Source organism: Streptomyces buecherae, assembly GCF_014295035.1.
Lineage (GTDB): Bacteria > Actinomycetota > Actinomycetes > Streptomycetales > Streptomycetaceae > Streptomyces > Streptomyces youssoufiensis.
Genome location: NZ_CP060404.1, coordinates 5625230 through 5650239 on the forward strand (window position 1 = coordinate 5625230; position 25010 = coordinate 5650239).

Genomic DNA, 25010 nt, shown 5'->3' on the forward strand with positions numbered 1-25010 from the left:
TAAGCGATCGGTTGCCTAGAGCGAGATCGGAATGCGCGAGCGAGCGGCGTCCAGCCCGCTGCGGCTTTCCCCCGCCACGCACGGCGCGGAGAAGCGCCCCACGTCGCGCGTGCCATGGGCGTACCGCGCCTGGAGGAGACAGGGAGTCATGGATCAACCCAGGGACAGAGTGACCCACCGGTGCGGGAGGAGATGCTCCGTGCTGACCGGGCAGCACACCGTAAGGACCGCGCTGGGCTGCGTGTTGCGGTTCTTCCTCGCGGATGCCGGGCGCGGCGCCGGGCCCGGGTGGCGGCCGGTGTCGGACTGCGCGTTCCAGCACGCCTACGAGCTGAGCCTGTTCGACCCCGTCGGCCTTGCCGCCGGTGACCTGCGGCCCAACGCGCACCGCGTCCAACTCGCCCTGGACGCGCTGACCGGTCCGGGCAGCTTCCTCTGGTCGGACGGCGCGGACGCGGCCGGGGTGATGACGACCAACGGCAAGGCGCCCGAGGACTGTGGCCTGGGTGTGGAGGAGTGGCGTCGAGGTACGGGAGGGACGGCATGACGGAACGGCAGGTACGCGTGAGTCTGTTGGTGTGGCGGCCACGCGACCCCGACCACCCCGGGGACCTCTCGGCGGGCTGGCCGCGCGTGTTGCAGGTCCGTACGGGCGCGGGCCCCTGGCAGGTGCCCAGTGTGTTGCTACGGCCGGGCGAACCGCTGATGGTCGCGGCGGAACGTACCGCGTACGCACTCGGCCTGACCTTGCCGAACGCCCACCGCGTACTGGCCATCGACCAGCGGGCGCCCGCGGACCGGGAGCCGGAGGAGTTGATCGTCATCGTCGACGGTGGCTGGGTGGCCGAGGGCGATGTTCGCGCGGCGGACGGACCCCGCTGCGCCTGCTCACCCGCCTGCCCGCACCAGCGGCGCTGGGCCGGTACGGACGCGCTGGCCGATGACGTGGGGTTGGCCTCGGCCCTGGGCGCGGCGGTCGCGGCGATCCCGGCGTTCATCGTGAGCGCGCCCGCAACGGGTGGCTCGACTGCCCGCCCCGCCCCCGCCGTCGACCATGAGTGGCCCGCTCGGCGCTCAGCTCCACCCGGCCGGCGCAACTCCCGGGGTGAGGAGTGCCGTTGATCGACACCTCGCGTCACCTACCGTGTCCGCGACAGACGCAAAGCACGGACGAGACGACGAGGAGCCGCGGACCGTGGGCCAGGGACAGAGCCGTGAACAGAGTCGTGAACAGGGCAAGGGCGGAGACCGGGAGTACGTGAGTGCCACGCTGACGGTCGCCGCGCCCGCCGAGCGGGTGTTCGCCGTGTTGGCGGATCCGGCGACGCACGCGGCGATCGACGGCACCGGGTGGGTGCAGGAGGCCGTCGAGCGGGCGCCGCTGGCCGAGGAGGGGCAGATCTTCCGGATGGCCATGTACCACCCCAACCACCCCAACGGTGACTACCAGGTGGCCAACAAGGTCCACGTGTTCGACGCGCCGCGCGCGATCGGCTGGCTGACCGGGGAGGAGAAGGAGGACGGCCAGTTGACGTTCGGCGGCTGGTTCTGGCGGTACGACCTGGTGCCGCTGGGCCCGTCCGAGACGGAGGTGACGCTCACCTACGACTGGACCGAGGTGCCGCCGTCCATCCGGCAGTACCTGGAGTTCCCGATGTTCGGCCCGGACCACCTCTCCAACTCGCTCAGGCACCTGGCTGACCTGGCCGTCAGCGACTGACGTCAGCACGCCGACGCTGACGCCTCCGCCCTGAAGGGGCCCGCCCCTTCAGGGCTCGCCCCCCGGGCCCGCGCCCTGCGCCCCTTCCACGGAGAACGCGGTCATCAACACGCTGCGTCGGTGCTGCAATCTTTGAAGTAGTCGGGCGGCCCGAAGCTCACGAAAGTTTGCTCGGGATGCTCCGGGTATCCGTCAATGGTGAATCTCTTCTCCCCGTTCTTGATTTGCTGTGTGTGAGTTCCCTCGGCGTCCCTGTACTCCACTTCGAATACCCAGTCGCAGTCCTTCGCTCCCGACGTGACCCCCACTCGTAGGCCGCCGGGGGTGGCGCCGTTCCCCAGGTCAATCTTCTTGTAACTGAAGAACGGCTTTCCGAAATGTTTGTCGCTGCGGTCAGCGATGGTTGGATAGGGATTTTTTGACAGGTCGAACCACATGCCTTCGTAGGTGCCTGCGCCTTGCGGAGGGAAATGCAGGACGGTCTTTGCGGAAGCCGGTTCACACCTCAGGTCCTTGGCGCGCATTCCGACGATGGAAAGGCTCGCCGCCCTGTCGCTGAACAGGTCCATGAGCCAGACCCTCGTGTACGGATCGGTGCGACCTGCGGGTACGTTCAGCTTCTCCCCGCCGTGTGACGCCACGAGCTTGTTGAACCTTCTGACATCTTCTTCCTTTCCCAGGTCGGCCGTCGTGAGCGTCTCGCTTTCGGCGGGGGTGAGTGGGCGGTCCATGGTAATAACCACTCCGCCGTCAAGCCCTACTTCTTCCTCTCTGACACGTGAGGTGAAAGCAGGCCCTTCTCGGTCAATCTTTTCTTCCGCTTCTTTCGCGCGACGAGTCGTCGTTTCCGTCGAGAGGTAATCGAGTGTGTAGGGGAAGGCCCAGCCCAAAAGAGCGAGTACGGTCACGACGGCCAACGTCACCCAGATCCTCTTGCGCCTCCCGGTGGACGGTGAGTCGGCTATTCCGGGCAATGCCACCTCGGCGATGAGGTCAGGTAGACCTCTGGCTGTGCCGCCACCGGCGGATGCGCCACGTGCCGGTGGCGAGGTTGGCTCAGGGCTGTCCGTAGTCGGGGTGGACCGAGGTGCTTCGCCTGCGACGTGGCGTCGCGCCGCCGGCGTGTCCGGCACGGGAGTTCCTGAGTCCCCTTCGCTGGCCGACTGGCTCGCTGGGGAGTCGGGGTCAGGCATGCGCCCTCCCAGGGCAGAGTTGTTCGTCGGTCAAGGACCACAGCGGGACGACGGTCGACAGCCGGCAGCGCACGTCGTCCCCGGGGACAGGCGCTGACCCCAGCGCCGCTCCCTTGCGGTGAAGGAACCACAGGCGCAGCGGGTACGGGCGGGTACGCAGGCAGGTACAGCGGGATGCTCACGAGCGCGTACAGCCGCCGCACCACCCGCATCGCCCCGTCGGCAGGGCCGGCCGCCCCCGTCGCCATGGTCACGACGGTACCGACCCGCTCTGCGGGCTGGTGCGCGTTTCGTCAGGGGCAGTCGCCAAACTGGCCTGAACACCCGACGCCGCACCTCCGAACGCACGTGGTGTGCGTTCCATACGCCACTCACCGCGCCTGATCACCGCGCGGAACTTCGCCACCGGCCCTCCCCTTACCTCGCCCGCGCCCCGCCGTGGCATCCCCCAGGGGACCCGTCGTACCCCGGTACTACGTCCGGCCGGCCCGCAGCGGACCGCGGGCTGACGAGTGGGGGCGGCGCCGTGCCTAACGTCGGATGTGGGCCACGGGAGCACCGGGCCCGCACGTCAGGGCGTGCGCCGACGCGCCTGCTCTGACGTGCTCCGATACGCGCGGGCCAGGCCGCGGGGTGGCCCAGCCAAGGGGCGCCGGGATGACGGGAGCACAGCGATGATCAGGGCTTACGGGCTCACCAAGCGGTACGGCGAGAAGACCGTCGTGCGGGACCTGACCTTCACCGTGCGGCCGGGCATGGTCACCGGGTTCCTCGGCCCGAACGGCGCCGGCAAGTCGACGACGATGCGGATGCTGCTCGGGCTCGACGCCCCCACCAGCGGCCGGTCCACGATCGGCGACCGCGCGTACGCCAGCCACCCCGCGCCGCTACGTCAGGTCGGCGCGCTGCTCGAAGCCCGCTCCATCCACCCCGGCCGCACGGCCAGAGCGCACCTCCAGGCCCTCGCGCACACCCACGGCATACCGCGCCGCCAGGTGGACGCGGTCATCGACCGGGTGGGGCTCGGCGAGGCGGCCGACCGGCGGGTCAAGGGGTTCAGCCTCGGAATGGGGCAGCGGCTCGGCATCGCCGCCGCGCTGCTCGCCGACCCGGCCACGGTCATCCTGGACGAGCCGGTCAACGGGCTCGACCCGGAGGGCGTGCTATGGATACGCAACCTGCTCAAGTCCCTCGCGGCCGAAGGCCGTACGGTCTTCGTCTCCTCGCACCTGATGAGTGAGATGGCGGTCACCGCGGAGCATCTGATCATCATCGGACGCGGCCGGCTGCTCGCCGACACCACGGTGGAGCGGTTCGTGCGCGACGCGGGGCTCGGGGAGATCACGGTCGTCTCGCCGGAGGCGGACCGGCTACGGGCCCTGCTCGCGGGCCCCGACGTGCGGATCGAGGCGGCCGACGGCCGCCCGGACACGTTGCGGGTCACCGGCGCCGACGGCGAGCGCATCGGCCGCACCGCGGCGGCACACGGCATACCCGTCTTCGAACTCACGCCGCGCCGCGCCTCGTTGGAGGAGGCGTTCATGGAGCTGACGCGGGACGCGGTGGAGTACGTGGCCCACGACGACGACCCGACCACCCCTCAGCCCACCCCCACCTCACAGCACGCCACCGCGTCCCAAGGAGCCGCCACGTGACCGGCCGACCCGACGACCTCGTCACCCAGTCCCAGCAGGGCCAGCCCCGGCAGCAGCGCCAGCCCCGGCGGCGGAGCGCGGGCTCGCCCACGGTCGCCGTGGCCGGCCCGCCCGTCGACTACCGGGTCACCTGGCCGCGCGTGGTCCGCTCGGAGTGGGCCAAGCTGTGGTCACTGCGCTCGACCTGGAGCATCCTCGCCGCCACCCTGCTGGTGACCGCCGGCCTCGGCGCGGTGGTCGCGGGGACGTACCAGAGCGGTGACGGCGACGGCATCGAGCCCGTCGAACTCACGCTACTGGGCACGCAGTTCGGGCAGATCCTGCTCGCCGTGCTCGGCGTGCTGGTGACCGCCGGGGAGTACGCGTCCGGCATGATCCGGGCCTCCCTCACCGCCGTGCCGCGCCGGCTGCCCGTGCTGTGGGCCAAGGCGGTCGTCTTCGGCAGTGTGGCCCTCGCGGTCATGTTCGCGACCGTCTTCCTCACCTTCCCCCTGGCCCAGGTCTTCCTGTCCGGCACGGACATGGCGGCGGGCCTCGGCGATCCCGGCGTGGCGCGGGCGCTGTGCGGGGCGGCGGTGGGCATCGCCCTCCTCGGCCTGCTGTGCCTGGGGCTCGGCGCGCTGCTGCGCAGCGTTCCGGCGGCGATCGGCGCGTACATAGGGGCGGTGCTCGTGCTGCCCGAGGTGGTCGGGCTGCTGCCGTACGACGTGGTGGACGACATCGTCGCCTGCCTGCCGAGCAAGGCGGCGCAGGCCCTGATGATGGTGGACCCAGGCCCCGACATGCTGGCCCCGGGCCCGGCCCTGTTCGCCCTGTGTTGCTCGGTCGCGGCGACGTTGGCGGTGGCGGCGCTGTTCCTGCGCCGCCGGGACGTGTGAGCGACGGGCCCGGCCGGCGCGCGGGGCGGGCGCGTGACGCCGGACGTGCGCCCACCCGCGGGGCGGGCGGCCGGTGCGCGGGGTACGAGGATGGTGCCGGGTGGGCGGCGCGTACGGGCGGCCCGCCCGACACCCTGCCGGCCGAAGCAGGCTCGGCATGGGGCCGGCCGACGTGGGGCCGGCGCGGGGGCTGGCCGACGTGGGGCCGGCGCGGGGCCGGGTGAAGCAGGGCCGGTACGGGGTCGGCCGACGTGAGGCCGGCACGGGGGAGAGCGACGAACGAGGGGTGGGCGGGGATGAGCGCGGTGGGGGGCGTCCAGGAGTGGACGCCGAGTGGCCCGTATCCGATCCGATGGGCGCACCGGGCCGCGCGGCGGGTGCGTGCCCTCGACGCCCGCCGCCCGGTGCTGTGGGACGCGCTGCTGACGCTGGTGTTCGCCGCAGCGGCCAGCGTGGACGTGGGCGGCGGCAGTTGGCGGCGGATCGCCCACTCCGACGAGGTGCCGGTGGCGTTGGTGGCCGCCATGGCGGCGGGCTTCGTCCTGGCACTGCCCTGGCACCGCAGACGCCCGCTGGCCGCGTTCGCCGCCATGTCGGTGATCGGCCTGGTGGACGCGTGGGTGGGTACGCGGCTCCAGGTCGGCCAGCTGGGGCAGTTGATCGTGCTCTTCTGCATCGCCCTGCGGCTGCCGGGCAAGGCCCTGACGGTCGCCGGCGCGCTGGTCGTCACGCAGGCCGCGGTGGGCGCGACGCGCTGGCCCGAGGGGGACTGGGGGCAGGCGTTCCTCCCCGTCGTCACGGGCAGTGTCGTGGTGGCGCTGCTCGGCATAGCGGTCCGCAGCCGCCGCGACTACACGGCCTCGCTCGTGGAACGGGCCCGCCAGCTTGAGGTCGAACGCGACCAGCAGGCCCAGCTCGCCGCCGCCGCCGAACGCGCCCGCATCGCCCGCGAGATGCACGACATCATCGGCCACAACCTCTCGGTCATCACCGGCCTGGCCGACGGCGGTTCGTACGCGGCGCGCAAGAGCCCCGAGCGCGCGGCCCAGGCGCTGACGGCGATCGGCGCCACCAGCCGGCAGGCGCTGGACGAGCTGCGCAGACTGCTCGGCGTGCTGCGCGACGACGATGACACGGACGCGCAGCCCGAACCCGAACTCGGCCCGCAGCCCACGCTCGCCGACCTCGGCACACTCGTGGACCGGGTGCGGGAGGCGGGGCTGCCGGTGCGCCTGTCGGAGCGCGGCACGCCCGCGCCGGGCTCACCCGGCCGCGAGCTGACCGTGTACCGGGTCGTACAGGAGGCGCTGACCAACACGCTCAAGCACGCGGGCCCACAGGCCACGGCCATGGTCGAGGTGACGCACGCGCCGCACGCGCTCTCCGTCGCCGTCATCGACACGGGCGGGCCCGCGCGCCAGCTACGACACGGACAGCTCGCGACGGGCGGCGGCCACCAGGGCAGGGGCCTGCGCGGCATGCGCGAACGGGCCGCGCTCTACGACGGAGCCCTCACCGCGGGCCCGCGCTCCGACGGCGGCTGGCACGTACGCCTGGAACTCCCCGCGTCCCCCGCCACCCCACCCCCACGCCCACCGACCCCCCGCGGCGCGGACACCGAACCGCAGCCGGATGCCGAGCCCCGACCGGACACGGAACCGCGGCCGGACGCCGAGCCCCGGCCGGATGCCAAGCCCGGTGCGCCCGACCTCCGGGGCGCGGGCTCCGCCCTCGGCGGGACCGCCCCGCAAGGTCGGAAGGCTGACGTCGTGCGGGACACAGGCGTCGCCCACAGCGCACGCGCCGTACGGGACGCACACGGCGCACGGGACGCGTGGGACACACACGATTCCCACAGCGCACGGAACTCACGCGAGTCACGCGCTGCACGCGACGCACAGGACGCACAGGGGACGGGTATCGGGCGCGGGTCGCGCGAGGGGTGGGGCGGGCAGGTGACGGGCACTGTGCCCGGGGCGTGCGAGAGGCGAGAGGTGGGTGGCGCGTCGTGACGACGGTCCTCATCGTCGATGACCAGCCGTTGCAGCGCTTCGGCTTCCGCATGTTGCTGGAGAGCCAGGACGACATGGCGGTCCTCGGCGAGGCGGACAACGGCACCGCGGCCGTCCGCAAGACCGCCGAACTGCGTCCCGACGTCGTCCTGATGGACGTCCGGATGCCGGGCCTGGACGGCGTGGAGGCCACTCGCCGCATCGTCGCCGCCGGCGACCGCAGCCGTGTGCTGATCCTGACCACGTTCGACCTCGACGAGTACGCGTACGCCGGGCTGCGCGCCGGGGCCAGCGGCTTTCTGGTCAAGGACGCCCAGCCGGAGGAGTTGCTCGCCGGCATCCGCGCGGTGGCCAGCGGCGACGCCGTGGTCGCCCCGGGCCTGACCCGCCGCCTGCTCGACGCCTACGCGGACCGGCTGCCGACGCCGGGCGGCGGGCCGGGCGGGAGTCGTGCGGATGGCGCGTTGGACCCGCGGCTTGAGGCCCTCACCGAGCGGGAGCGGGAAATCCTCACCGTGATCGGCAAGGGCTGGTCCAACGCGGAGATCAGCGCCCGCTTCCGGCTCGCCGAGTCCACGGTCAAGACCCACATCAGCCGCATCCTCGCCAAGACGGGCGCCCGCGACCGGGTGCAGGCGGTGATCCTGGCGTACGACACGCGACTGGTGCGTCCCGCGCCATGACGCCGTCGCGGCCCCGGGGGGTCTCAGAGGCGGGGGCGGCCCAGGGCGCGGTACGTCCAGTCGGCCTGGCGCCAGACCTCGGGGTCGAGCGCGTTGCGGCCGTCGAGGATGCGGCGGTCGTCGACGACGCCGCCCAGCTCCTCCGGGTCCAGCTCGCGGAACTCGCGCCACTCCGTCAGATGCAGTACGACATGGGCGCCGCGCACCGCGTCCAGGGCGCTCGGGGCGTACCCCAGGGTGGGGAAGAGGGCGCGCGCGTTGTCCATCCCCTTCGGGTCGAACACCGTGACCTGCGCACCCTGGAGGTGGATCTGACCGGCCACGTTGAGGGCCGGCGAGTCCCGTACGTCGTCCGAGTCCGGCTTGAACGCGGCGCCCAGCACCGCGACCCGCTTGCCCAGGAAGGAACCGCCGACGGCGTCGCGGGCCAGTTCGACCATGTGGCCGCGCCGCCGCATGTTGATCGAGTCGACCTCGCGGAGGAAGGTGAGGGCCTGGTCGGCGCCGAGTTCGCCGGCGCGGGCCATGAAGGCCCGGATGTCCTTGGGCAGGCACCCGCCGCCGAACCCGATCCCGGCGCGCAGGAACTTCTTCCCGATCCGCTCGTCATGGCCGATCGCCTCGGCCAGCTTGACCACGTCGCCGTCGGCGGCCTCGCACACCTCGGCCATCGCGTTGATGAACGAGATCTTGGTGGCCAGGAAGGAGTTCGCGGAGGTCTTCACCAGCTCGGCGGTGGGGAAGTCGGTCACCACGAACGGCGTGCCCGCGGCCAGCGGCGCCGCGTAGACCTCGCGCAGCACCTTCTCGGCCCGCTCGCTGGTGACGCCCGCGACGATGCGGTCCGGCCGCAGGGTGTCCTGGACGGCGAAGCCCTCGCGCAGGAACTCCGGGTTCCAGGCCAGCTCCGCGTCCTCGCCCACCGGCGCCAGCTCGCTCAGGCGCGCGGCGAGCCGGCTCGCGCTGCCGACCGGGACCGTGGACTTGCCGACGACCAGCGCGGGGCGGCGCAGCAGTGGGGCGAGGGACTCGAAGGCGCTGTCCACGTACCGCATGTCACAGGCGTACTCGCCCTGCTTCTGCGGCGTGTTGACGCACACGAAGTGCACGTCGCCGAAGTCGGCGACCTCCTCGTAGGAGGTGGTGAACCGCAGCCGCCCGCTGCTGCCCTCGTGGCCGGCGACGTGCTGCCGCAGCAGGTCCTCAAGGCCCGGTTCGTACATCGGCACCCGGCCCGAGGAGAGCAGTTCGATCTTCTTCGGGTCGACGTCGAGGCCCAGCACCTCGAACCCGAGTTCGGCCATGGCCGCGGCGTGGGTGGCGCCGAGATACCCGGTGCCGATCACAGTGATCTTGGGGGCCATGCTGTGCTCCGTGGGTACGAATCGTGGTGAGGGCGGGCCGGACTGCGTGGCCCGAGCATAGTCCGGGCCTCATTCGGGAAACTGAGCCGCTGTCGTCTAACTCACGTACCCGCGTCTCGGCCGCCACCCCTAGGATTGGGTTACTTAACGGTTATTAACGCTCGGGTACGCCTACTCAGGGAGTGAGGACACCGTGGCCTCCGCGGAGAAGAACACTGTCGGATTCGACCTCTACCGCCCGGCCGAGGAGCACGACATGCTCCGCGAGTCGGTGCGCGCCCTCGCCGAAGCCAAGATCGCGCCGTTCGCGACCGAGGTGGACGAAGAGGGCCGCTTCCCGCAGGAGGCCCTGGACGCGCTGGTCTCCAACGACCTGCACGCCGTGCACGTCCCCGAGTCCTACGGCGGCGCCGGGGCCGACGCCCTCGCGACGGTGATCGTCATCGAGGAGGTGGCCCGCGTCTGCGCCTCCTCCTCGCTGATCCCCGCCGTGAACAAGCTCGGCTCGCTCCCGGTCATCCTCTCCGGCTCCGAGGAGCTGAAGAAGAAGTACCTGGGCCCGCTGGCCAAGGGCGACGCGATGTTCTCGTACTGCCTGTCCGAGCCGGACGCGGGCTCGGACGCCGCGGGCATGAAGACCAAGGCGGTCCGGGACGGCGACTTCTACGTCCTCAACGGCGTGAAGCGGTGGATCACCAACGCGGGCGTCTCCGACTACTACACGGTCATGGCCGTCACCGACCCGGAGAAGCGCTCCAAGGGCATCTCGGCGTTCGTCGTCGAGAAGGGTGACGAGGGCGTCTCGTTCGGCGCCCCGGAGAAGAAGCTCGGCATCAAGGGCTCGCCCACCCGCGAGGTCTACTTCGACAACGTCCGCATCCCCGCGGACCGCCTGCTCGGCGCCGAGGGCACCGGCTTCGCCACCGCGATGAAGACCCTGGACCACACCCGCATCACCATCGCGGCCCAGGCCCTCGGCATCGCGCAGGGCGCCCTCGACTACGCCAAGGGGTACGTCAAGGAGCGCAAGCAGTTCGGCAAGCCGATCGGCGACTTCCAGGGCGTCCAGTTCATGCTGGCCGACATGGCGATGAAGCTGGAGGCGGCGCGGCAGCTCACCTACGCGGCGGCGGCCAAGTCCGAGCGCGTCGCGGCCGGCGGCCCCGACGAGGACCTGACCTTCTACGGCGCCGCGGCCAAGTGCTACGCGTCCGACGCCGCCATGGAGATCACCACCGACGCGGTCCAACTCCTCGGCGGCTACGGCTACACGCGTGACTACCCGGTCGAGCGCATGATGCGCGACGCGAAGATCACGCAGATCTACGAGGGCACCAACCAGGTCCAGCGGATCGTCATGGCCCGCAACCTGCCGTAGCGGGAGTCGCGGATGCCGCCCGCGCGGCCTGACCCAAGGCCCGCACGCCCCGCGGCCCCCGCGCACCCGTGACCCGCGTACGGACCACGACCCCCGGCATCGCGCCGGGGGTCGTTTTCCGTTCCCCGCGCGCGGCGCCACGCCAGAACGTCCGGGGCGCGCCGGGCCCCGCGCCCGGCCCCAGCTCGCAGCCCTGCCCCCAAGCCGCCATCGGCTGCCCCGGCGCACGCCGCGCCCCCGAGGCGCGGCGCGAACCGAGTGGCGGGCGCGCGGCGACGGTGGGGGCGTGCGGCGGCGACGGTGCTCCGGACCGGCGGGTGGGGGCGGCGCAGGACCCGTCAGCGGCCTCTCAAGCGGCCTACCGTGAGGACGACGAGTGCGGCCACGCGGACGCACCGTGCATCCTCGGGGAGCAGCCATGGGAGATGTCGTCGACAAAGTGACCTGGTGGGGCGATGGCAGTACGTCGGGCCCCGCCGTGATCCAGCCGATGGACACGCCGATCCTCGCCTGGCGTGGCAACCAGAACAGTCGCAACCTCACCGTGGCCAACGCGACCGGCCCGCCCGGCCAACTCGCGGGCACCGTGCTGCGGAAGACGGTCCTCGCCGACTCCTCGCCGTACGCGCCGGCCCTCGCCGGCGGGCTGTTGGCGGACATCCACGGGCAGCTGGCCTGGGTCGACATCAGCGCCGGGCAGCGGTTGCACGTCGCCACGTTGGAGATCGAGACCCGCACCTTCACCTTCACCGGGCGCCTCGCCGGCCGCACCATCGTGAGCGACGGCCTACTCAGCGGGCGGAGCGCCCCCACGCTGGCGGGCTCCAGCCGGGCGTTCCCGCAGGTCGGCGTGGTCGACCAGCAGGGCAACCAGGTGGTGACGAACGAGAGCGGCCCGCTGGTCTTCAGCGCGCTGGCCACGCTGGCCTGGGTCGGGGCGACGCGCGGCCCCGTGCGCCGGTTCAGCCTCAGCGACGTGCCCGGCGGCCGGTTCCTGTGGGCCTGGACCGCGTCGGACGGCTTCCTCCGGTTCGCTTTCACGACCTCGCCGACCCCGAGCGGGGAGACGCCGGCGGTCGTCCGCTCGGCTCAGCAGAGCATCGCGCAGCCTTCGGTCACCTCGTACCGGGGCGGGGTGCACGTCGGGTGGACCGGCGTGGACGGCACCGGGCTGCTCAACGTCGCCGCCCTGGACCTCGACCGGCTGGGAAACGGGGCCGACCCCGTCACCTCGGTGAACATCCTCAACGAGCGCGGCATCGGCGCCCCCACGCTGGTGGGAATGGCGCCCACCGCCAACGTACGCACCCACCGCCTGGCCATCTTCTGGGCCGGCACCGACGGCCAGGGCACGCTCAACGGGGGCATCGTCTACCGCGAGTGAGCCCCGCGTACCCCGGCGGGCTCCCACGACCGGCCCCGCCCCCTTCCCCGTCGGCGCGGACCGTTCCCACGCCGATCACGCGCGGCCCGGCCCCACGGGGACCGTTCTCGCGGGCCCCGGCGGTGGCCGGCCGTCCGCGTGGGGTGGGGTGGCGCGTCGGCGTCAGCGGCCGGGGTCGTTCCGGCGCTTGCCCAGTTGGTCGTCGAGCTTCTGCTGAGCGGAGTCGATCTTGCCTCGGTGCTTGCCGCCCGTCTTGCGGTCCACCGCGTCACCGGCCTTGTTCATGCCCTTGCGCGCGGTGTCCTCGTGCCCCTTGAGCATGTTCTTCAGCTTGTCGAGCATGGACATGGCGTCCTCCTTGCCGATCCGGCTTGCTCTTGTCACCAGCATCTCCGAGCCCGGCCCACCCCGCATCCGCACCCGTTCGGCCCGCCGGTCAGCACCATGGGCGCCGCGCGGCGGTCCGTGCCGGGGTGATTGCGCTGGGCCGGGCCGCGTGCCGAGCGATCGTGCGGCTCACCGACCGACCCCCCGCACGCCACCTACGCACCTGCCCCCACGTACGCCACATACGCACCCGCCCTCGCATACGCCACGTACGCACCCGCCCTCGCGCACGCCACGTACGCACCCGCCCCGGCGTACGCCACGTACGCACCCGCCCCGGGGCACGCCCGCGACGGCGACCGGCCCACGCGCACGCCCGTGGCGGCGACCCGGCCCCGCGCGCCCGTCGCGACCTGCCCACGCGCCCGCCGGGGGCCCTGCCTGGCGGCTCCGCACACGCGAGCCCGTTCGCGACACGCGCACACGCGAGCGGGCCCCGACACCTACTGTCGGGGCCCGCTCACGGACTCATCGCCCTGCCGCACCGCCACCGCTGCCGGCTCGCCGAAGCGGTGCACCGGCGCGCGGGGCGGGCTCAGGCGGTGGTCACTTGGCCGAGACGGTGACCTTCTCGTCGTTCTTCAACTGCTCGACCAGCTTCTTGACCTGCGGCATGTCCCAGAGCACCGCCGAGCCCTTGGGGGTGCTGTAGCCGGGGTTGGCGACCGGCATGTTCATCTGCTTGCCGTCGCCGCCCGTGACGCCCTTCATCGCCCAGAACATCGAGCGCAGCTTCCACAGGCTCATGTCCTTGTCCACGATGAGCGAGTCGAGGCCCGCGCTCATGGTCGGGTAGAGCCGGAACGGGTTCAGGATGGTGCCGGGCGTCGCGGCCTGGGAGGCCAGCGTGGACAGGAACTTCTGCTGGTTCTTCGTACGCTCCAGGTCGCTGCCCGCCTCGTACCGGTTGCGGACGAAGGCCAGCGCGTCCTTGCCGTCCAGCGTCTGCTTGCCCTTCTTGAAGTCGGCGCCGGACTTCTTGTCCTTGATGTCGCGCGGGATGTCCATCTCGACGCCGCCGACCGCGTCCACGATCTTCGCGAAGCCGCCGAAGCCGATCTCCGCGTAGTGGTCGATCTTGAGGCCGGTGTTGTACTCGATCGTCCGGACCAGCAGCTCCGGGCCCTGGATGGAGAACGCGGCGTTGAGCTTCTGCTGCTGCTCCGGGATGCGCTTGCCGGACTCGGAACCGGTGAACGCGGGGATCGTCACCCAGGAGTCGCGCGGCAGGCTGACCATGGTGTTCCCGTTGTCCCCGACGTGCAGGATCATCATCGAGTCCGTGCGCTTGCCGTCGGCGGAGCCGGTGTGCAGGTCCTTCTTCTCCTCGTCGGACATGCCCTCGCGGCTGTCGGAACCCACGATCAGGTAGTTGGTGCCGCTGCCGCCGCTCGGCCGGTCCTCCACGGCGCCCAGGTCGACCTCGCGCTTGAGCTTGGAGTCGGCCCAGAAGTACGTGCCGATGGAGACGACCAGGAGGAACGCGAAGACGCTGACCAGGCCGATCGTGATCCGCTTGCGCCAGTTCGGGCGCACGGGCGGCGGGCCGGGCGGGGCGCCGTGCGGCGACTGGCCGCCACCCGGGTCGCGGGGGAGGGGGCCGCGGCCGGCGCCGTAGACCTGACCGGTGTTGTACCCGTCGTCATAGCCGTCGCCGGCGTGCGCGCCGTCGTAACCGGGGGGCTGCTGCTGGGGCGGGACCGCGCCGCGCGGCGACATCCCGGGCGGCAGCGGCGGTCCGCCCTGCGGACCGCGGGACGCGGGGTCGCGGCGGACGTGCGGCATCGAACGCGCGATGTCGGGCGCGGGGCCGCGACCGGCGCCGCCGCCGCGCCCCCGGTCACCGTCGCCATTCCACCCCTCGGGCCAATTGCTCATAGCCGAAGTTTGCCCGCTCACACCAGCGCGCTCACAGGGCGGGTGCGGTCTTGGGGCGGTGCTGTTGCAGAGCTGATGCATTACGAGGGGCGCATAAGCGGCGGCCATGACCATTCAGGCCCAGGCCGTGGCGGCGGCAATTCAGGGCAAACCGCCCTCCGGATCCGCGTCGAAGATCGCCCACCGTACCGACACCGCGTACGGGTCGTGTCGGACGGTGGTCGGATGGTGGACGGCGGCGGGCCGGTCCGCCGGGGCCGGTCGGCGCCAGACCGCCCCGTACCGTCGATCGCGTCCCGTGGCGCCCGCGCTGACCAGCGTAGATGTACGGCGAGCGACGGCAGGGCGGCGTCGACGGCGTCCGAACATGATGTCGGGGCCGTCCGCTTATGGTGGAGGGCATGACTGATCAGGGCCCTACGGCGGCGGGGGACGACCTTCCCGGCAAGCCGACCTCGGCGTCGCGCACGACGCTGTCGCACATCATGACGGCGGCGGACACGAACCTCCTCGGGACCGTCCACGGCGGCGTGATCATGAAACTGGTCGATGACGCGGCCGGAGCGGTCGCCGGCCGGCACTCGGGCGGGCCCGCCGTCACGGCGTCCATGGACGAGATGGCGTTCCTCTCGCCGGTGCGCGTCGGCGACCTCGTCCACGTGCACGCGCAGTGCAACTGGACCGGCCGCACCTCCATGGAGATCGGCGTGCGCGTCATGGCCGAGCGGTGGAACGAGTCCACGCCCGCCACTCAGGTCGGCAGCGCCTACCTGGTGTTCGCCGCCGTCGACGCGGACGGCATGCCGCGCGGCGTGCCGCCGGTCATCCCCGACTCGGAGCGCAACGCGCGCCGCTTCCAGGAGGCGCAGATCCGGCGCACGCACCGGCTCGCCAGGCGCCGCGCCATCCGGGAACTGCGCGAGCAGCGCCCGGACGAGTGACCCGGCCTTCCCGGCACACGAGCCGGGCTCAGCGGGGCACCGGCGTCGTCGTGGTGCGCCCCGGCTGCCTGCCGTCCGGGGCGTAGTCGCAGTCGAGGCTGGACATCTCGCGGTCGCCGTCCTCCGAGTCGATGATGACCACGCCCGTGCAGGCCCGGCCGTGCTCGTCGGTCCACGTGACGAGTTCGCTCCGGTCCGACTGTGCGCAGCCCACGAGCAGCGCGCCCACCGCCGTCGCCGCGGCCGTGGTGACGAGTCTTCGCACCCTCATGTCCTTCTCCCCCCGCCGCCCCGTGCCGGGGCGGGTCGTCGCGGCGCACCCCCCGTGCGCCGACCCACCCGTCATCATGCGGCTGGTCGGCCGTCGGGCACAGAGGGCGGACGAAGCCGGGGGAGGGCGGCGGGCGGATGAGAGCGGGGTGGCACCGGCCGACGGCGCCGCTACGAGCAGCTCACCTCGTCGCCCTTGACCGCCGACCCGGCGACCGGGGTCGGGTGCTCCGGGCGTACCGGGCGCACGCCCCGGTGCTCGGTGCCCAGCGTGACCTGGAGCACCGGGCCCTGGCCGCGCACCGCGCGGAGCGTGGCGCCGGGCAGGGCCGTGGCCAGGGAGCGGGCCGAGTCCCGCCAGCGCGGGTCGTGGGCGATCACGGTGTGCGGAGCTCCGCGCTCGCGCGCGTTGCTGGCCACGCCGGTGGTGGCGAACCCGGTCGCGCGTAGCGCGCGGTCCGTCCTGGCGCCGAGCCCGGTGCGGTCGGTGCCGTTGACGACCTGGACCCGGATCTGCGCCGGGTCGATCTCGACCGCGGTGGCCCGGGGCCGGCGCGGGCGCTGCGGGGCCAGCGGGCGGTCCTCGCGGATGGCCTCGAAGAGCTTGTCGGCCCGCGCCTCGTTCCACCGTACGGTCGAGCCGACGCCCGGCACCGAGTAGCTGACGTCCCCGACAGGTACCGAGGCGAACTCCGACGAAGCGGGCGAGAAGCCCCGCATGGCCTTGCCCAGCTTGACGAGTTCGGCGCTGCCCAACTGCCGGTCGGCGCGCACCGAGCCGAGCACGGACGAGGCCACCCTCGCGAACTTGACCGGGTTGAGCAGCACCCCGCTGGCGGTCGCCTTGTCGATGAGAGCGGCCAGGAACCGCTGCTGACGCTGCATCCGGCCCAGGTCGGCGGCGCCGTCCACGTGCCGCGACCGCACGTACTGCAGGGCCTCGCCGCCGACCAGCGTGTGCCGCCCGGCGGCCAGGTCGAGCCCGGTGTACCGGTCCTTCAGCGGCCGTACGGTGCACACCTCGACGCCGCCGACCACGTCCACGGTCCGCATGAAGGTGGCGAAGTCGACCTCCAGGTAGTGGTCGATGTGCACGCCCGTCATGTGCTCGACGGTGCGCACGGTCAGGCTCGGGCCGCCCTCCGCGTACGCCGCGTTGATCTTCTGCGCGTGGGCGCGGCGCACGGTGCCGGTCGCCGGATCGGTGTACGCGGGGATCTCGGCGTACGAGTCGCGCGGCAGGCTGACCACGCTGGCGCGCTCGTGGTCGTCCGAGAGGTGGACGAGCATCAGGGTGTCGGCGCAGTTGCAGGGGGCGCCGCCGAGCCGGTACTTGGCCTTCTCCTCGGGCGTGATCGCCTCGCGCCGATCGACGCCGGCGACCAGGAAGTTCGTCCCGTCGCCGGCGGCGGGGCGGTGGTCGAGGGACCCGAACGGGTCGACCCGGTCGATGCCGTTCTCCAGGCCGGAGACCATCGCGTGCCCGGCCCCGCCGGCGATCAGCACCGTCACGGCGACGGACACGGACAGCCGCCGTCCCCAGCGGGGCCGGTCGCCGCGCCCCGACCTGGTCCGCGCCGCGGCGACGGGCGGGGCGGCGGGCTCGCGCGGGGTGCGGGGCCGGCGCTGCGGGGGCGGGTGCGGGGAGCGGTCCGGTTGGGTCACTGGGGGAGACCTCCGCGACGGGCTGGGGGCGGGCGGGCACGCAGAGCGGGAGGAACGCCCGGCACAGCGTGGGCAGAACAGGGCGAAGTCGGGCGAAGCGGCTCGAAGTGAACATCGTAAGTCCATATGATGAGCGCCACAGCTCCCCACGCCGGTCATCGCGCCGGCGGCCACCCGCCCGGTGCGCCTCCGCATCCCCCATTAGCGGTAACGTGGCCCGTACTACCCGCAGTCACCTGGGCGGCGACCCCTGTACCCCCGAGGGAAGATGTCTGAGTCACAGCCTCCGGCCGTATCCGTGATCATGCCGGTGCTCAACGAGGAGCGTCACCTGCGCAATTCCGTCCGGCACATCCTGGAACAGGAGTACGCCGGCGAGCTGGAGGTGGTGATCGCCCTCGGCCCGTCCACGGACCGTACGGACGAGATCGCCGCCGAGCTGGTGCGCGAGGACCCTCGGGTGCACACGGTGCCCAACCCCACGGGACGCACGCCCGCCGCGCTGAACGCGGCGATCAAGGCGTCGCGCCACCCGGTGGTGGTGCGCGTCGACGGCCACGGCATGCTCTCCGCGAACTACATCGCCACCGCGGTGCGACTCCTTGAGGAGACCGGCGCGCAGAACGTGGGCGGCATCATGCATGCCGAGGGCGAGAACGACTGGGAGCACGCCGTCGCCGCCGCCATGACCTCCAAGATCGGCGTGGGCAACGCGGCCTTCCACACCGGCGGCGCCGCGGCCCCGGCCGAGACCGTCTACCTGGGTGTCTTCCGCCGCGAGGCGCTGGAACAACAGGGCGGCTACAACGAGGAGTTCATCCGTGCCCAGGACTGGGAGCTGAACTTCCGCATCCGCGAGGCGGGCGGCCTGATCTGGTTCTCGCCCGAGCTGAAGGTCTCCTACCGGCCGCGGCCGAGCATGCGCGCGCTGGCCAAGCAGTACAAGGACTACGGCCGCTGGCGGCACGTGGTGGCCCGCTACCACCAGGGCTCGATCAACCTGCGCTACCTCGCCCCGCCGACCGCCGTGGTGGCCATCGCCGCGGGCCTGGTCGTCGGCGTCGCGCTCACCCCGTGGGGCCTGGTCGTCCCCGGCGGCTACCTCGCGGCGATCGTCGCCGGCTCCGTCCCGGCGGGCAAGGGGCTGCCGGTCGGCGCCCGGCTGCGGATCCCGCTCGCCCTCGCCACCATGCACCTCTCCTGGGGCTGGGGCTTCCTGACCAGCCCCCGGGCGCTGGCGAAGAAGGTCATCGCCAGCCGCCGCCCCGCCGTCGTCGCCAGCGGCTCGGGCGTCTGAGCCCCGCCGCGACACCTCCGTACGACGACGCCGTACGACACCGCCGTACGCCGCCGACGCGCCGGCGAGGCTGAAGGCCCGCGCGCCCGCGCCTGGGCCGGCAGCGCCGCCCGGCGGGGCAGGGCCCCAGCCGGCGGGTCGACAGCCTGACCGACCGGTCGGGCCGGGCGCCACCAGGCGCGGCCGGCCCGGCCGGGACTAGAACGTGTAGACCGGGTTCACCTTCATGCACGCCGTGTCGTCGTCGCCGTTGAGCGCGTCCGCGCTGTCCGGCGCCTTGGTGTCCTGGTCCCGCTCCTCGCCTCCGGCGCCGTCGCCACTGCCCGCGTCCCCGCCGTCGGCCGGCTTCGGGAAGCTGGTGCCCTCCCGCCAGTCCGCGCCCACGACCACCGTCACCTGCGGCAGCCCGGAGCCGAGCTGGACGGCGCTCTTGGGCAGGCCGAGCGAGTCCGCGACGGCCAGCGCGTTGGCGCGCTGCTCCTCGGTCGCGTACGTCACCGTCGTCGCCGCCTGCGGCTTGGGCGTCGGGTCCGCGATGGCCTGGTGGAAGCCGTCCGCGATCAGCGCGTCCGCGATGGCCGAGGCGCGCTGCGGCACCGGGGCCAGCGAGGGGGAGCCGGTGCCGTTCTGGACGGCGACGGCGATCTCGCCCTTGGGCGCGGCGGGCACCGTGGGCTCGGTGGTCTTCTTCGGCGGGAGCTTCTTCTTGTCCTTGCCGTCGAGCGCGATGTCGTTGCGGATCAACTCGAACAGCTTGTCCGCGTCACCCGGCTTGGGCACGACGTGCGCCTTGCTCCGCGGGTCCGGAATCCACGGCATCGTCGTCATGGTGATCCGCTTGGTGGGCACCCGCTTGAGGTCGTTGCCCAGGTCGTAGAGCTTCTTGACGGTGCCGAGCCCCGGGTCCACCTTGAGCGCCTTGGTCGCCGCCTCGGCCAGGTCCATCAGCTTGCCCGGGTCGGACAGCTTGGTGCCGGACTTGAGTTGGCGGACCATCGCGTTCATGTACATGTGCTGGGCCTTGGCCCGGCCGATGTCGCTGCCGTCCTCGAAGCCGTGCCGGGTGCGCAGCCACTGCAGGGCCTGCTGGCCCTTGATGTCGTGCTCGCCCTTGTTCAGGTGCAGCCCCGAGTCGGGGTCCTTGACGTTGTTGTCCACGCAGACCGGCACGCCGCCGACGGCGTCGGCCATGTCCACCACGCCCGCGAAGTCGATCATCATGAAGTGGTCGATCGGGACCCCGGCGAGCCCCTCCCAGGTGGCGACCGTGCAGCCGGGGCCGCCGTTCTGGAGGCTGGAGTTGATGATGTTGCGGTCGGACTCCGGGTAGACCGTGCCGTCGTCATCGATGCACTTGGGTATGGTCACCCGGGTGTCGCGCGGGATGCTCACCACCGACATGTTGCTGCGGTCGGCGGAGACGTGCACCAGCATCTGCACGTCGGCCAGCGGCTTGCGGTCGGCGTCCGCGCGCGAGCCGCCGAGCTTGATGTTCTCCTCGGTGTTCCGGCTGTCGGAGCCGAGCAGCAGGATGTTCAGCGGGGTCTGGCCGTCCGCGTTGGGCGTGCTGCGGTCCAGCCGGTTCTCGCCGAGGTTGAGGGTGTCCTTCTCTATGTTGCCGTTGAGGTGCTGGTAGTAGAGGTAGCCGGCGCCGGCCGTGCCGAGGATGACGAACGCCAGTCCGCCCGCCGACCACAGCAGTACGCGCCGCCCCTTGCCCGGCCCCCGGCTGCGCCGCCGGCCGCCCGCGCGCCGCGCGCCGCCGCCCCGAGGCGCCGGTACACCGCCGCCCCCGTGGCCGCCGCGCTCCCCGTCGTCACCGCCGCCGGGCGTGGCCGGCGGCGCGGCCGGCCCACGGGCGCGCCGCCCCCCGGCCCGCGAGCCCGCGCCGGACGCCGCCGCGGCGGCCTCGGTCGAGCGCGCGCCCGGCAGGCCCGCGCCCGCACCGGCCCGGCCGGGGGCGGCCTGCGGCCTGGCCGTCTCGGCGTCGCCCTCGTAGAGGCTGTCATCCCAGCCGAGTTCGCGGGCCTCCGGAACGCGCCGTCTCGATCGCCCCCCTCGCGTGCCGTTGTGCCGCATCGGGCCTCCCCACTACTCGGTCGTGCTGCCGGCCTGATGGGGCGGGCGAATCGCAGGTTACTTCGCGCAGACGTTCTTATCGTCCGCCCCGATGCGCTGGACACCCTCCGGTGCCTTGCGCGGGGCGGTGATCGGAACGCCCTTGCCCTTGTAGTCCTCGCCCAGCGTCAACGTCATCTCCGCCATGGGGTCGGCCTCCACGGTGCCCGGCTTGAGCGCGGACCCTGGCAGACCCATGCTGTCGGCGAGCCGTCGGGCCTGGTCGGCCTGGTTGGGCGCGTACTCCAAGGTGGTCTTCTTGATCTCCGACGGCGCGTTCTGGCCGTTGGTGCTGTGAATTATCCCCTCTTCGTTCTGCATCCAGGTCACCGTCTCCTGTGCCGCGCCCAGCTTGCCGCTGCCGTTGAGCACTTTCACCCGAACGTTCGCGGGATCGGCCTTGGTTCCCTTCAGCCGGGCGGCCTCCTTGCCCTTGGCGGCCTTCTCCTTCTTCTTGACCTCGGTCAGCGACACGTCCTGGCGGACCATGGCGAACAGCGGCTCCGCCTTGGGTTTGTCCAACAGGACGGTCACCTGATCGGTGTTGTCGAAGACCGGCACTGTCGCGAAGGTGATGTTCTTGATGTCGACCTTGCTCAGGTCCTTACCGAGATCCATCAGCTTCTTTACGCTCCCAATGCCGGTGTCGACCGTGAGGGCGTCGGTGGCGGCGTTGCTGAGCTTCCACATCTTCTTCGGGTTGGAGAAGGTGCCGCCCGACTTCATCTCGCGGATCATCGAACTCAGGAACTGCTGCTGGAGCTTGATGCGGTCCAGGTCGCTCTCGAAGCCGACGCCGTGCCGGGTCCGGACGAAGGCGAGTGCGTCCTCGCCCTGGATCTTGTGCCGCCCCGCGCTGAGCTTCAGCTTCGACTTCGGGTCGTCGATGTCGCGGGCCAGGCACACCTCGACGCCGCCCACCGCCGACGACAGCGTCTTGACCGCGTTGAAGTCGGCCATCATGAAGTGGTCCACCTCAAGGCCGGTCAGCTTCTCCACGGTGTTCCAGGTGCAGCCCGGATCGCGCCCGTCCTGGCCGAGGCTGGAGTTGAACCGCACCTGACGCTCGCCGGGGATGGTCTTGCGGGAGCCGTCCTCCTGCTTGACGGTGCAGTCCGGGACGTCGGTGATCAGGTCGCGCGGGATGCTCAGCGCGGTGGCGTTCGAACGGTCCTCGGAGACGTGGAAGAGGATCGTGGTGTCCGCGTGGCCCACGCTGTCCTTGTCGCCGTAGCTCCCGTTGCCCTTGCCGGAGCGCGTGTCGGTGCCGATCACCAATATGTTGACCGGCCCGTCGATGACGGCGGGATTGTTCTCGCCGACGTCGACCTTCTTGATGTTGCCGTTCAGGTGCTGGTACACGAGGTACGCCGCGACCGAGCCGCCCACCAGCAGGAACGCCATCGTCCCGCCGCCCCAGATGAGGGCCTTCTTGGTCTTGGACTTCTTCGGCTTGGGCTTGCGGCGACTGACGGGCCCCGACTGCTGCGGCACGCCACCGGCCCCACCCTTGGCGTCCCGGCCGCCGCGCGGCGCGGCCCGCCGCCCGCGTTGCTCGGGGACGGCGCGTCGACGGGCGGCCTCCCTGGCCGCGGCCCTGCCGCCGGGTGCGGGTGCGGGTGCGGACGCGGGCGGCTCCGAGGTGTCCGCGGAGGTGTCCAGCCGCAGCTCGTAGCTGCCGGTGCTCGGATTGAATACCCACTGATCAGCGGGGTCGAAATCGCCCGCCTGCCCACGGCCTTGCGCGTCCACGGTCGTCTGTGTCCTCCGTCGGTGCCACGCAGCGCCTCCCCCTCGGCGCGCGGTCAATCATCTGCTGCAGGGCGCGGAAAAGCCTTGGTCCAGCGCTCCGGATCGCTCACACTATCCGCCAACTTCATTCGGCAGCGACGCCGGTGCCCGTTCGCGCGTTCCTACAACTGGGCAATTTGCCCAATCCATTCGGCACCGTGACGCCGTCCGGCGGAGTTTTTCACTTCCTCTTCTCACACAGCCCACGGGCGGTCGGCGCGGGTCCGGGGGAGGCGGCACCGGGCGGCGTCCCGCCGGGCGCGCTGTCGGTTTCGTCGGCTTTCGTGCCGTTCTTCCCGCCGGCGTTGTCGGCCGCTTCGATCGTGCTTCGCCGTGGCGTCACCGGACGGTCTTCCCGTAGTTGGGCGAAGAGCCGGTCGGCGTCCGGCTGTACGAGTTCGTCGCGCGCGGCGTCGTGGCGGAAGGCGCGCCGCGGCACGGTGAGAAAATCAACCTTGTCCGACGGAATGTCCCGTACGCCGCGCACCAGGTTGTACAGATCTCGCAACGAGTCCAGACCGGGGTCCGTGGTCAGGGCGGAGGTGGCCGCGTCGAGGACCGGGTACAGCTTCGTCGGGTTGAGCAGCACCCCGCTGCCCTGCACCTTGCGCACCAGGGAGCTCATGAACGCCTGCTGGCGCGCGATCCGCTGGGTGTCGCTGCCGTTGCCGAGCGTGTAGCGGGCGCGGACGAAGCCGAGCGCCTGCTCGCCGTCCAGCACCTGGCGCCCGGCCGGCAGATCCACCCGCGCCTTCGCGTCCCGCATCGGCGCCGCGAGGCACACCTGGACCCCGCCCACCGCGTTGACCAGCCGCTTGAAGCCCTCGAAGTCCACGATCATGTGGTGGTCGATCCGCACGCCGGTGAGCTGCTCGACGGTACGGATCGTGCAGGCCGCCCCGGCCTTCTCGAAGGCGTGGTTGAACTGCCCGAACGTCGCCCGCTGGCGCTTGCCGCCGGGCCGCTCGCAGTGCGGGATGGGCACCATCAGGTCGCGCGGGATGCTCACCGCGGTGGCGCGGTCCCGGTCGCGGGACAGGTGCAGCACGATCGCGGTGTCCGAGCGCTGGGTGCCCCGGTCGCGGCCGTACCTGCCGTTGGGTCCGCCTCGGTCGTCGCTGCCGATGAGCAGGATGTTCTGGGCGCCCTTGACCAGCACCGTCGGCCGCTCCGCCTCGTACTTGCGCAGCAGCTCCGCCGTGTCGCTGTCGGAGGTGATGTTGCCGTTGAGACGCTCGTACAGCACCCAGCCCGCGCCGGCCACGAGCAGCACCAGGACCGAGGCGGTCACCGCCGTCCAGCGCAGCCAGCGGCGCTGGCGCGGCGCTGGCGGGCCGGACGGCGGCGGCTCGTCTGCTTCCGGGTCGGTGGGGCGCTCACTCACGTCGGGGTCCTTCCCCCGCGGGCTGTGGCCCCCGCGGAGTCCGCGGCGCGTGGGGCGGCCGGTCACTGGAGCGAACGCGTCGGCCCCGCGCGTGGTGGTGCGTCACGACGATCATCACCCCCACGGCCCGCCCCGGCCTGCGGTCCGGCCCCGCGGTGCGCCGGACGGGCTACTCGGGTGCCCCGACGGCGGAGGGCCCGGCGGCCGACCCCGCCGCGTACCGCCGGCTCAGCCCGCCGGCGCGGTGGCCATCGCCGTCACGCGCTCGGTCGCCCGGCGCTGGTCGACCTCCGCGGGGCTGAGCCGGTCCAGGTTGCGGCACAGCACCACGGAACCGCCCGTGGCCAGCGGCGCCAGCAGCCCGGCGGACAGGCCGTCCCAGGTGTCGTACGGCAGGCTCGACAGCAGCCGCGCACCGGGTTCCAGGCCGCGCCGCGCGGCGTCGGCCCGGGCCCGCTCGACGACCTCGGTCCCGGACAGCGCGGGACCGTCGGTGCCCACCACGAGCGCCGGGGCCGCCGGGTCCACCGGGGCGAAGGGGGCGAACCGGTCGCCCTGCGCCGGCACTTCCACCGCGTAGTCGATGAACCCCTGCGGCACCTGGGGGAAGCGCGCGCCCAGCGGGCGCAGGCTCAGCGCGACGCGCTCCCCGGAGCAGGCGCGCGCCGCGTCCAGCGTCTCCGGGCCGCTGACCACCAGGTCGGCGGCGGCCGGGTCGCCCCCGACCTCGGCGACCACCCCGGTGGAGGAGCAGGCCAGCAGCCACACCGCGCTCTGCCAGTGCGCGGGCAGCAGCAGCGCGAGCCGGTCGCCGGGCTCGGCGGCGAGGTCGCCCTGGAGCAGGTTGGCGGTCTTCGCCACCCAATTGGCGAAGGTGGCCACGGACAGTTCGACGCGCTCGCCCGTGGCGTCGTCGTAGAAGGTCACAAGGGGGCGCGCCGGGTCCGCGGCGAGTGCGGATTGCAGCAGGTCGGCGGGGGTGTGATCGGTGGCGTTCATCGCCGCAAGGGTA

General features: G+C 72.4%; 21 protein-coding genes. 11 read left to right on the forward strand and 10 right to left on the reverse strand.

Features of this window, described 5'->3' with window-relative positions:
- Nucleotides 1-199 precede the first annotated feature (199 nt).
- From H7H31_RS22245 to H7H31_RS22255, 3 genes are all read left to right on the forward strand, one after another.
- On the forward strand, nucleotides 200-547 hold the full coding sequence (locus H7H31_RS22245; RefSeq protein WP_187062631.1) for a hypothetical protein: 348 nt from the start codon (nucleotides 200-202) through the stop codon (nucleotides 545-547).
- Complete coding sequence (locus H7H31_RS22250) at nucleotides 544-1122, forward strand: NUDIX hydrolase (RefSeq protein WP_187062632.1); 579 nt, start codon at nucleotides 544-546, stop codon at nucleotides 1120-1122. The genes H7H31_RS22245 and H7H31_RS22250 overlap by 4 nt, the downstream gene beginning before the upstream one ends.
- Nucleotides 1123-1195: 73 nt before the next feature.
- A complete protein-coding gene (locus H7H31_RS22255; RefSeq protein WP_187062633.1) occupies nucleotides 1196-1720 on the forward strand; it encodes an SRPBCC family protein in 525 nt (174 codons plus the stop codon).
- 104 nt (nucleotides 1721-1824) lie between these two features.
- Here the strand turns inward: H7H31_RS22255 and H7H31_RS22260 are convergent, their stop codons facing one another.
- A complete protein-coding gene (locus H7H31_RS22260; RefSeq protein ID WP_187118056.1) occupies nucleotides 1825-2628 on the reverse strand; it encodes a hypothetical protein in 804 nt (267 codons plus the stop codon).
- Between the two features lie 959 nt (nucleotides 2629-3587).
- Here H7H31_RS22260 and H7H31_RS22265 point away from each other — a divergent pair.
- From H7H31_RS22265 to H7H31_RS22280, 4 genes are all read left to right on the forward strand, one after another.
- Nucleotides 3588-4568, forward strand: coding sequence for an ATP-binding cassette domain-containing protein (locus tag H7H31_RS22265; RefSeq protein WP_187062635.1), 981 nt, complete (start codon nucleotides 3588-3590; stop codon nucleotides 4566-4568).
- Nucleotides 4569-4666: 98 nt separating this feature from the next.
- Nucleotides 4667-5446, forward strand: a complete 780-nt coding sequence (locus H7H31_RS22270; protein WP_187062637.1) for an ABC transporter permease — start codon at nucleotides 4667-4669, stop codon at nucleotides 5444-5446.
- A 296-nt stretch (nucleotides 5447-5742) separates the two neighbouring features.
- Nucleotides 5743-7458, forward strand: coding sequence for a histidine kinase (locus H7H31_RS22275; RefSeq protein WP_232110022.1), 1716 nt, complete (start codon nucleotides 5743-5745; stop codon nucleotides 7456-7458).
- Nucleotides 7455-8141, forward strand: a complete 687-nt coding sequence (locus H7H31_RS22280; RefSeq protein WP_187061493.1) for a response regulator — start codon at nucleotides 7455-7457, stop codon at nucleotides 8139-8141. Before H7H31_RS22275 ends, H7H31_RS22280 begins: the two co-directional genes overlap by 4 nt.
- 23 nt (nucleotides 8142-8164) lie before the next feature.
- Here H7H31_RS22280 and H7H31_RS22285 read toward each other — a convergent pair whose 3' ends face one another.
- Nucleotides 8165-9505 carry a UDP-glucose dehydrogenase family protein gene (locus tag H7H31_RS22285; RefSeq protein ID WP_187061494.1) on the reverse strand — a complete coding sequence of 447 codons (1341 nt, stop codon included), beginning with the start codon at nucleotides 9503-9505 and terminating at the stop codon, nucleotides 8165-8167.
- 256 nt (nucleotides 9506-9761) lie between these two features.
- Between H7H31_RS22285 and H7H31_RS22290 the strand changes: the two genes are divergently transcribed.
- On the forward strand, nucleotides 9762-10883 hold the full coding sequence (locus H7H31_RS22290; protein ID WP_187061499.1) for an acyl-CoA dehydrogenase family protein: 1122 nt from the start codon (nucleotides 9762-9764) through the stop codon (nucleotides 10881-10883).
- Between the two features lie 418 nt (nucleotides 10884-11301).
- The gene (locus H7H31_RS22295; protein ID WP_187061495.1) at nucleotides 11302-12267 is read left to right on the forward strand and encodes a hypothetical protein; all 966 of its coding nucleotides are present in this window, start codon (nucleotides 11302-11304) and stop codon (nucleotides 12265-12267) included.
- Nucleotides 12268-12429: 162 nt separating this feature from the next.
- Here the strand turns inward: H7H31_RS22295 and H7H31_RS22300 are convergent, their stop codons facing one another.
- Both H7H31_RS22300 and H7H31_RS22305 read right to left on the reverse strand, forming a co-directional pair.
- The gene (locus H7H31_RS22300; RefSeq protein WP_372454636.1) at nucleotides 12430-12651 is read right to left on the reverse strand and encodes an antitoxin; all 222 of its coding nucleotides are present in this window, start codon (nucleotides 12649-12651) and stop codon (nucleotides 12430-12432) included.
- Between the two features lie 549 nt (nucleotides 12652-13200).
- A complete protein-coding gene (locus tag H7H31_RS22305; RefSeq protein WP_187061496.1) occupies nucleotides 13201-14532 on the reverse strand; it encodes an LCP family protein in 1332 nt (443 codons plus the stop codon).
- A gap of 401 nt (nucleotides 14533-14933) precedes the next feature.
- On the opposite strand from H7H31_RS22305, the gene H7H31_RS22310 reads away from it, so the two are divergent.
- The gene (locus H7H31_RS22310; protein ID WP_187061497.1) at nucleotides 14934-15473 is read left to right on the forward strand and encodes an acyl-CoA thioesterase; all 540 of its coding nucleotides are present in this window, start codon (nucleotides 14934-14936) and stop codon (nucleotides 15471-15473) included.
- Between the two features lie 28 nt (nucleotides 15474-15501).
- Here H7H31_RS22310 and H7H31_RS22315 read toward each other — a convergent pair whose 3' ends face one another.
- Together H7H31_RS22315 and H7H31_RS22320 are read right to left on the reverse strand one after the other, a co-directional pair.
- Nucleotides 15502-15744, reverse strand: coding sequence for a hypothetical protein (locus H7H31_RS22315; RefSeq protein WP_187061498.1), 243 nt, complete (start codon nucleotides 15742-15744; stop codon nucleotides 15502-15504).
- Between the two features lie 170 nt (nucleotides 15745-15914).
- On the reverse strand, nucleotides 15915-17408 hold the full coding sequence (locus H7H31_RS22320) for an LCP family protein (protein ID WP_232110023.1): 1494 nt from the start codon (nucleotides 17406-17408) through the stop codon (nucleotides 15915-15917).
- 268 nt (nucleotides 17409-17676) lie between these two features.
- Here H7H31_RS22320 and H7H31_RS22325 point away from each other — a divergent pair, with 268 nt between their 5' ends.
- Complete coding sequence (locus tag H7H31_RS22325; protein WP_187060955.1) at nucleotides 17677-18705, forward strand: glycosyltransferase family 2 protein; 1029 nt, start codon at nucleotides 17677-17679, stop codon at nucleotides 18703-18705.
- Nucleotides 18706-18903: 198 nt separating this feature from the next.
- Here the strand turns inward: H7H31_RS22325 and H7H31_RS22330 are convergent, their stop codons facing one another.
- The 4 genes from H7H31_RS22330 to H7H31_RS22345 form a co-directional block, all read right to left on the reverse strand.
- Nucleotides 18904-20784, reverse strand: a complete 1881-nt coding sequence (locus tag H7H31_RS22330) for an LCP family protein (RefSeq protein ID WP_187060956.1) — start codon at nucleotides 20782-20784, stop codon at nucleotides 18904-18906.
- A 57-nt stretch (nucleotides 20785-20841) separates the two neighbouring features.
- Entirely contained in the window at nucleotides 20842-22575 is a 1734-nt protein-coding gene (locus tag H7H31_RS22335) for an LCP family protein (protein ID WP_187060957.1), read from the reverse strand.
- Nucleotides 22576-22795: 220 nt separating this feature from the next.
- Nucleotides 22796-23998, reverse strand: coding sequence for an LCP family protein (locus H7H31_RS22340; protein WP_308284268.1), 1203 nt, complete (start codon nucleotides 23996-23998; stop codon nucleotides 22796-22798).
- 228 nt (nucleotides 23999-24226) lie between these two features.
- A complete protein-coding gene (locus H7H31_RS22345; protein WP_187060959.1) occupies nucleotides 24227-24997 on the reverse strand; it encodes a TIGR03089 family protein in 771 nt (256 codons plus the stop codon).
- Between the last annotated feature and the right edge of the window lie 13 nt (nucleotides 24998-25010).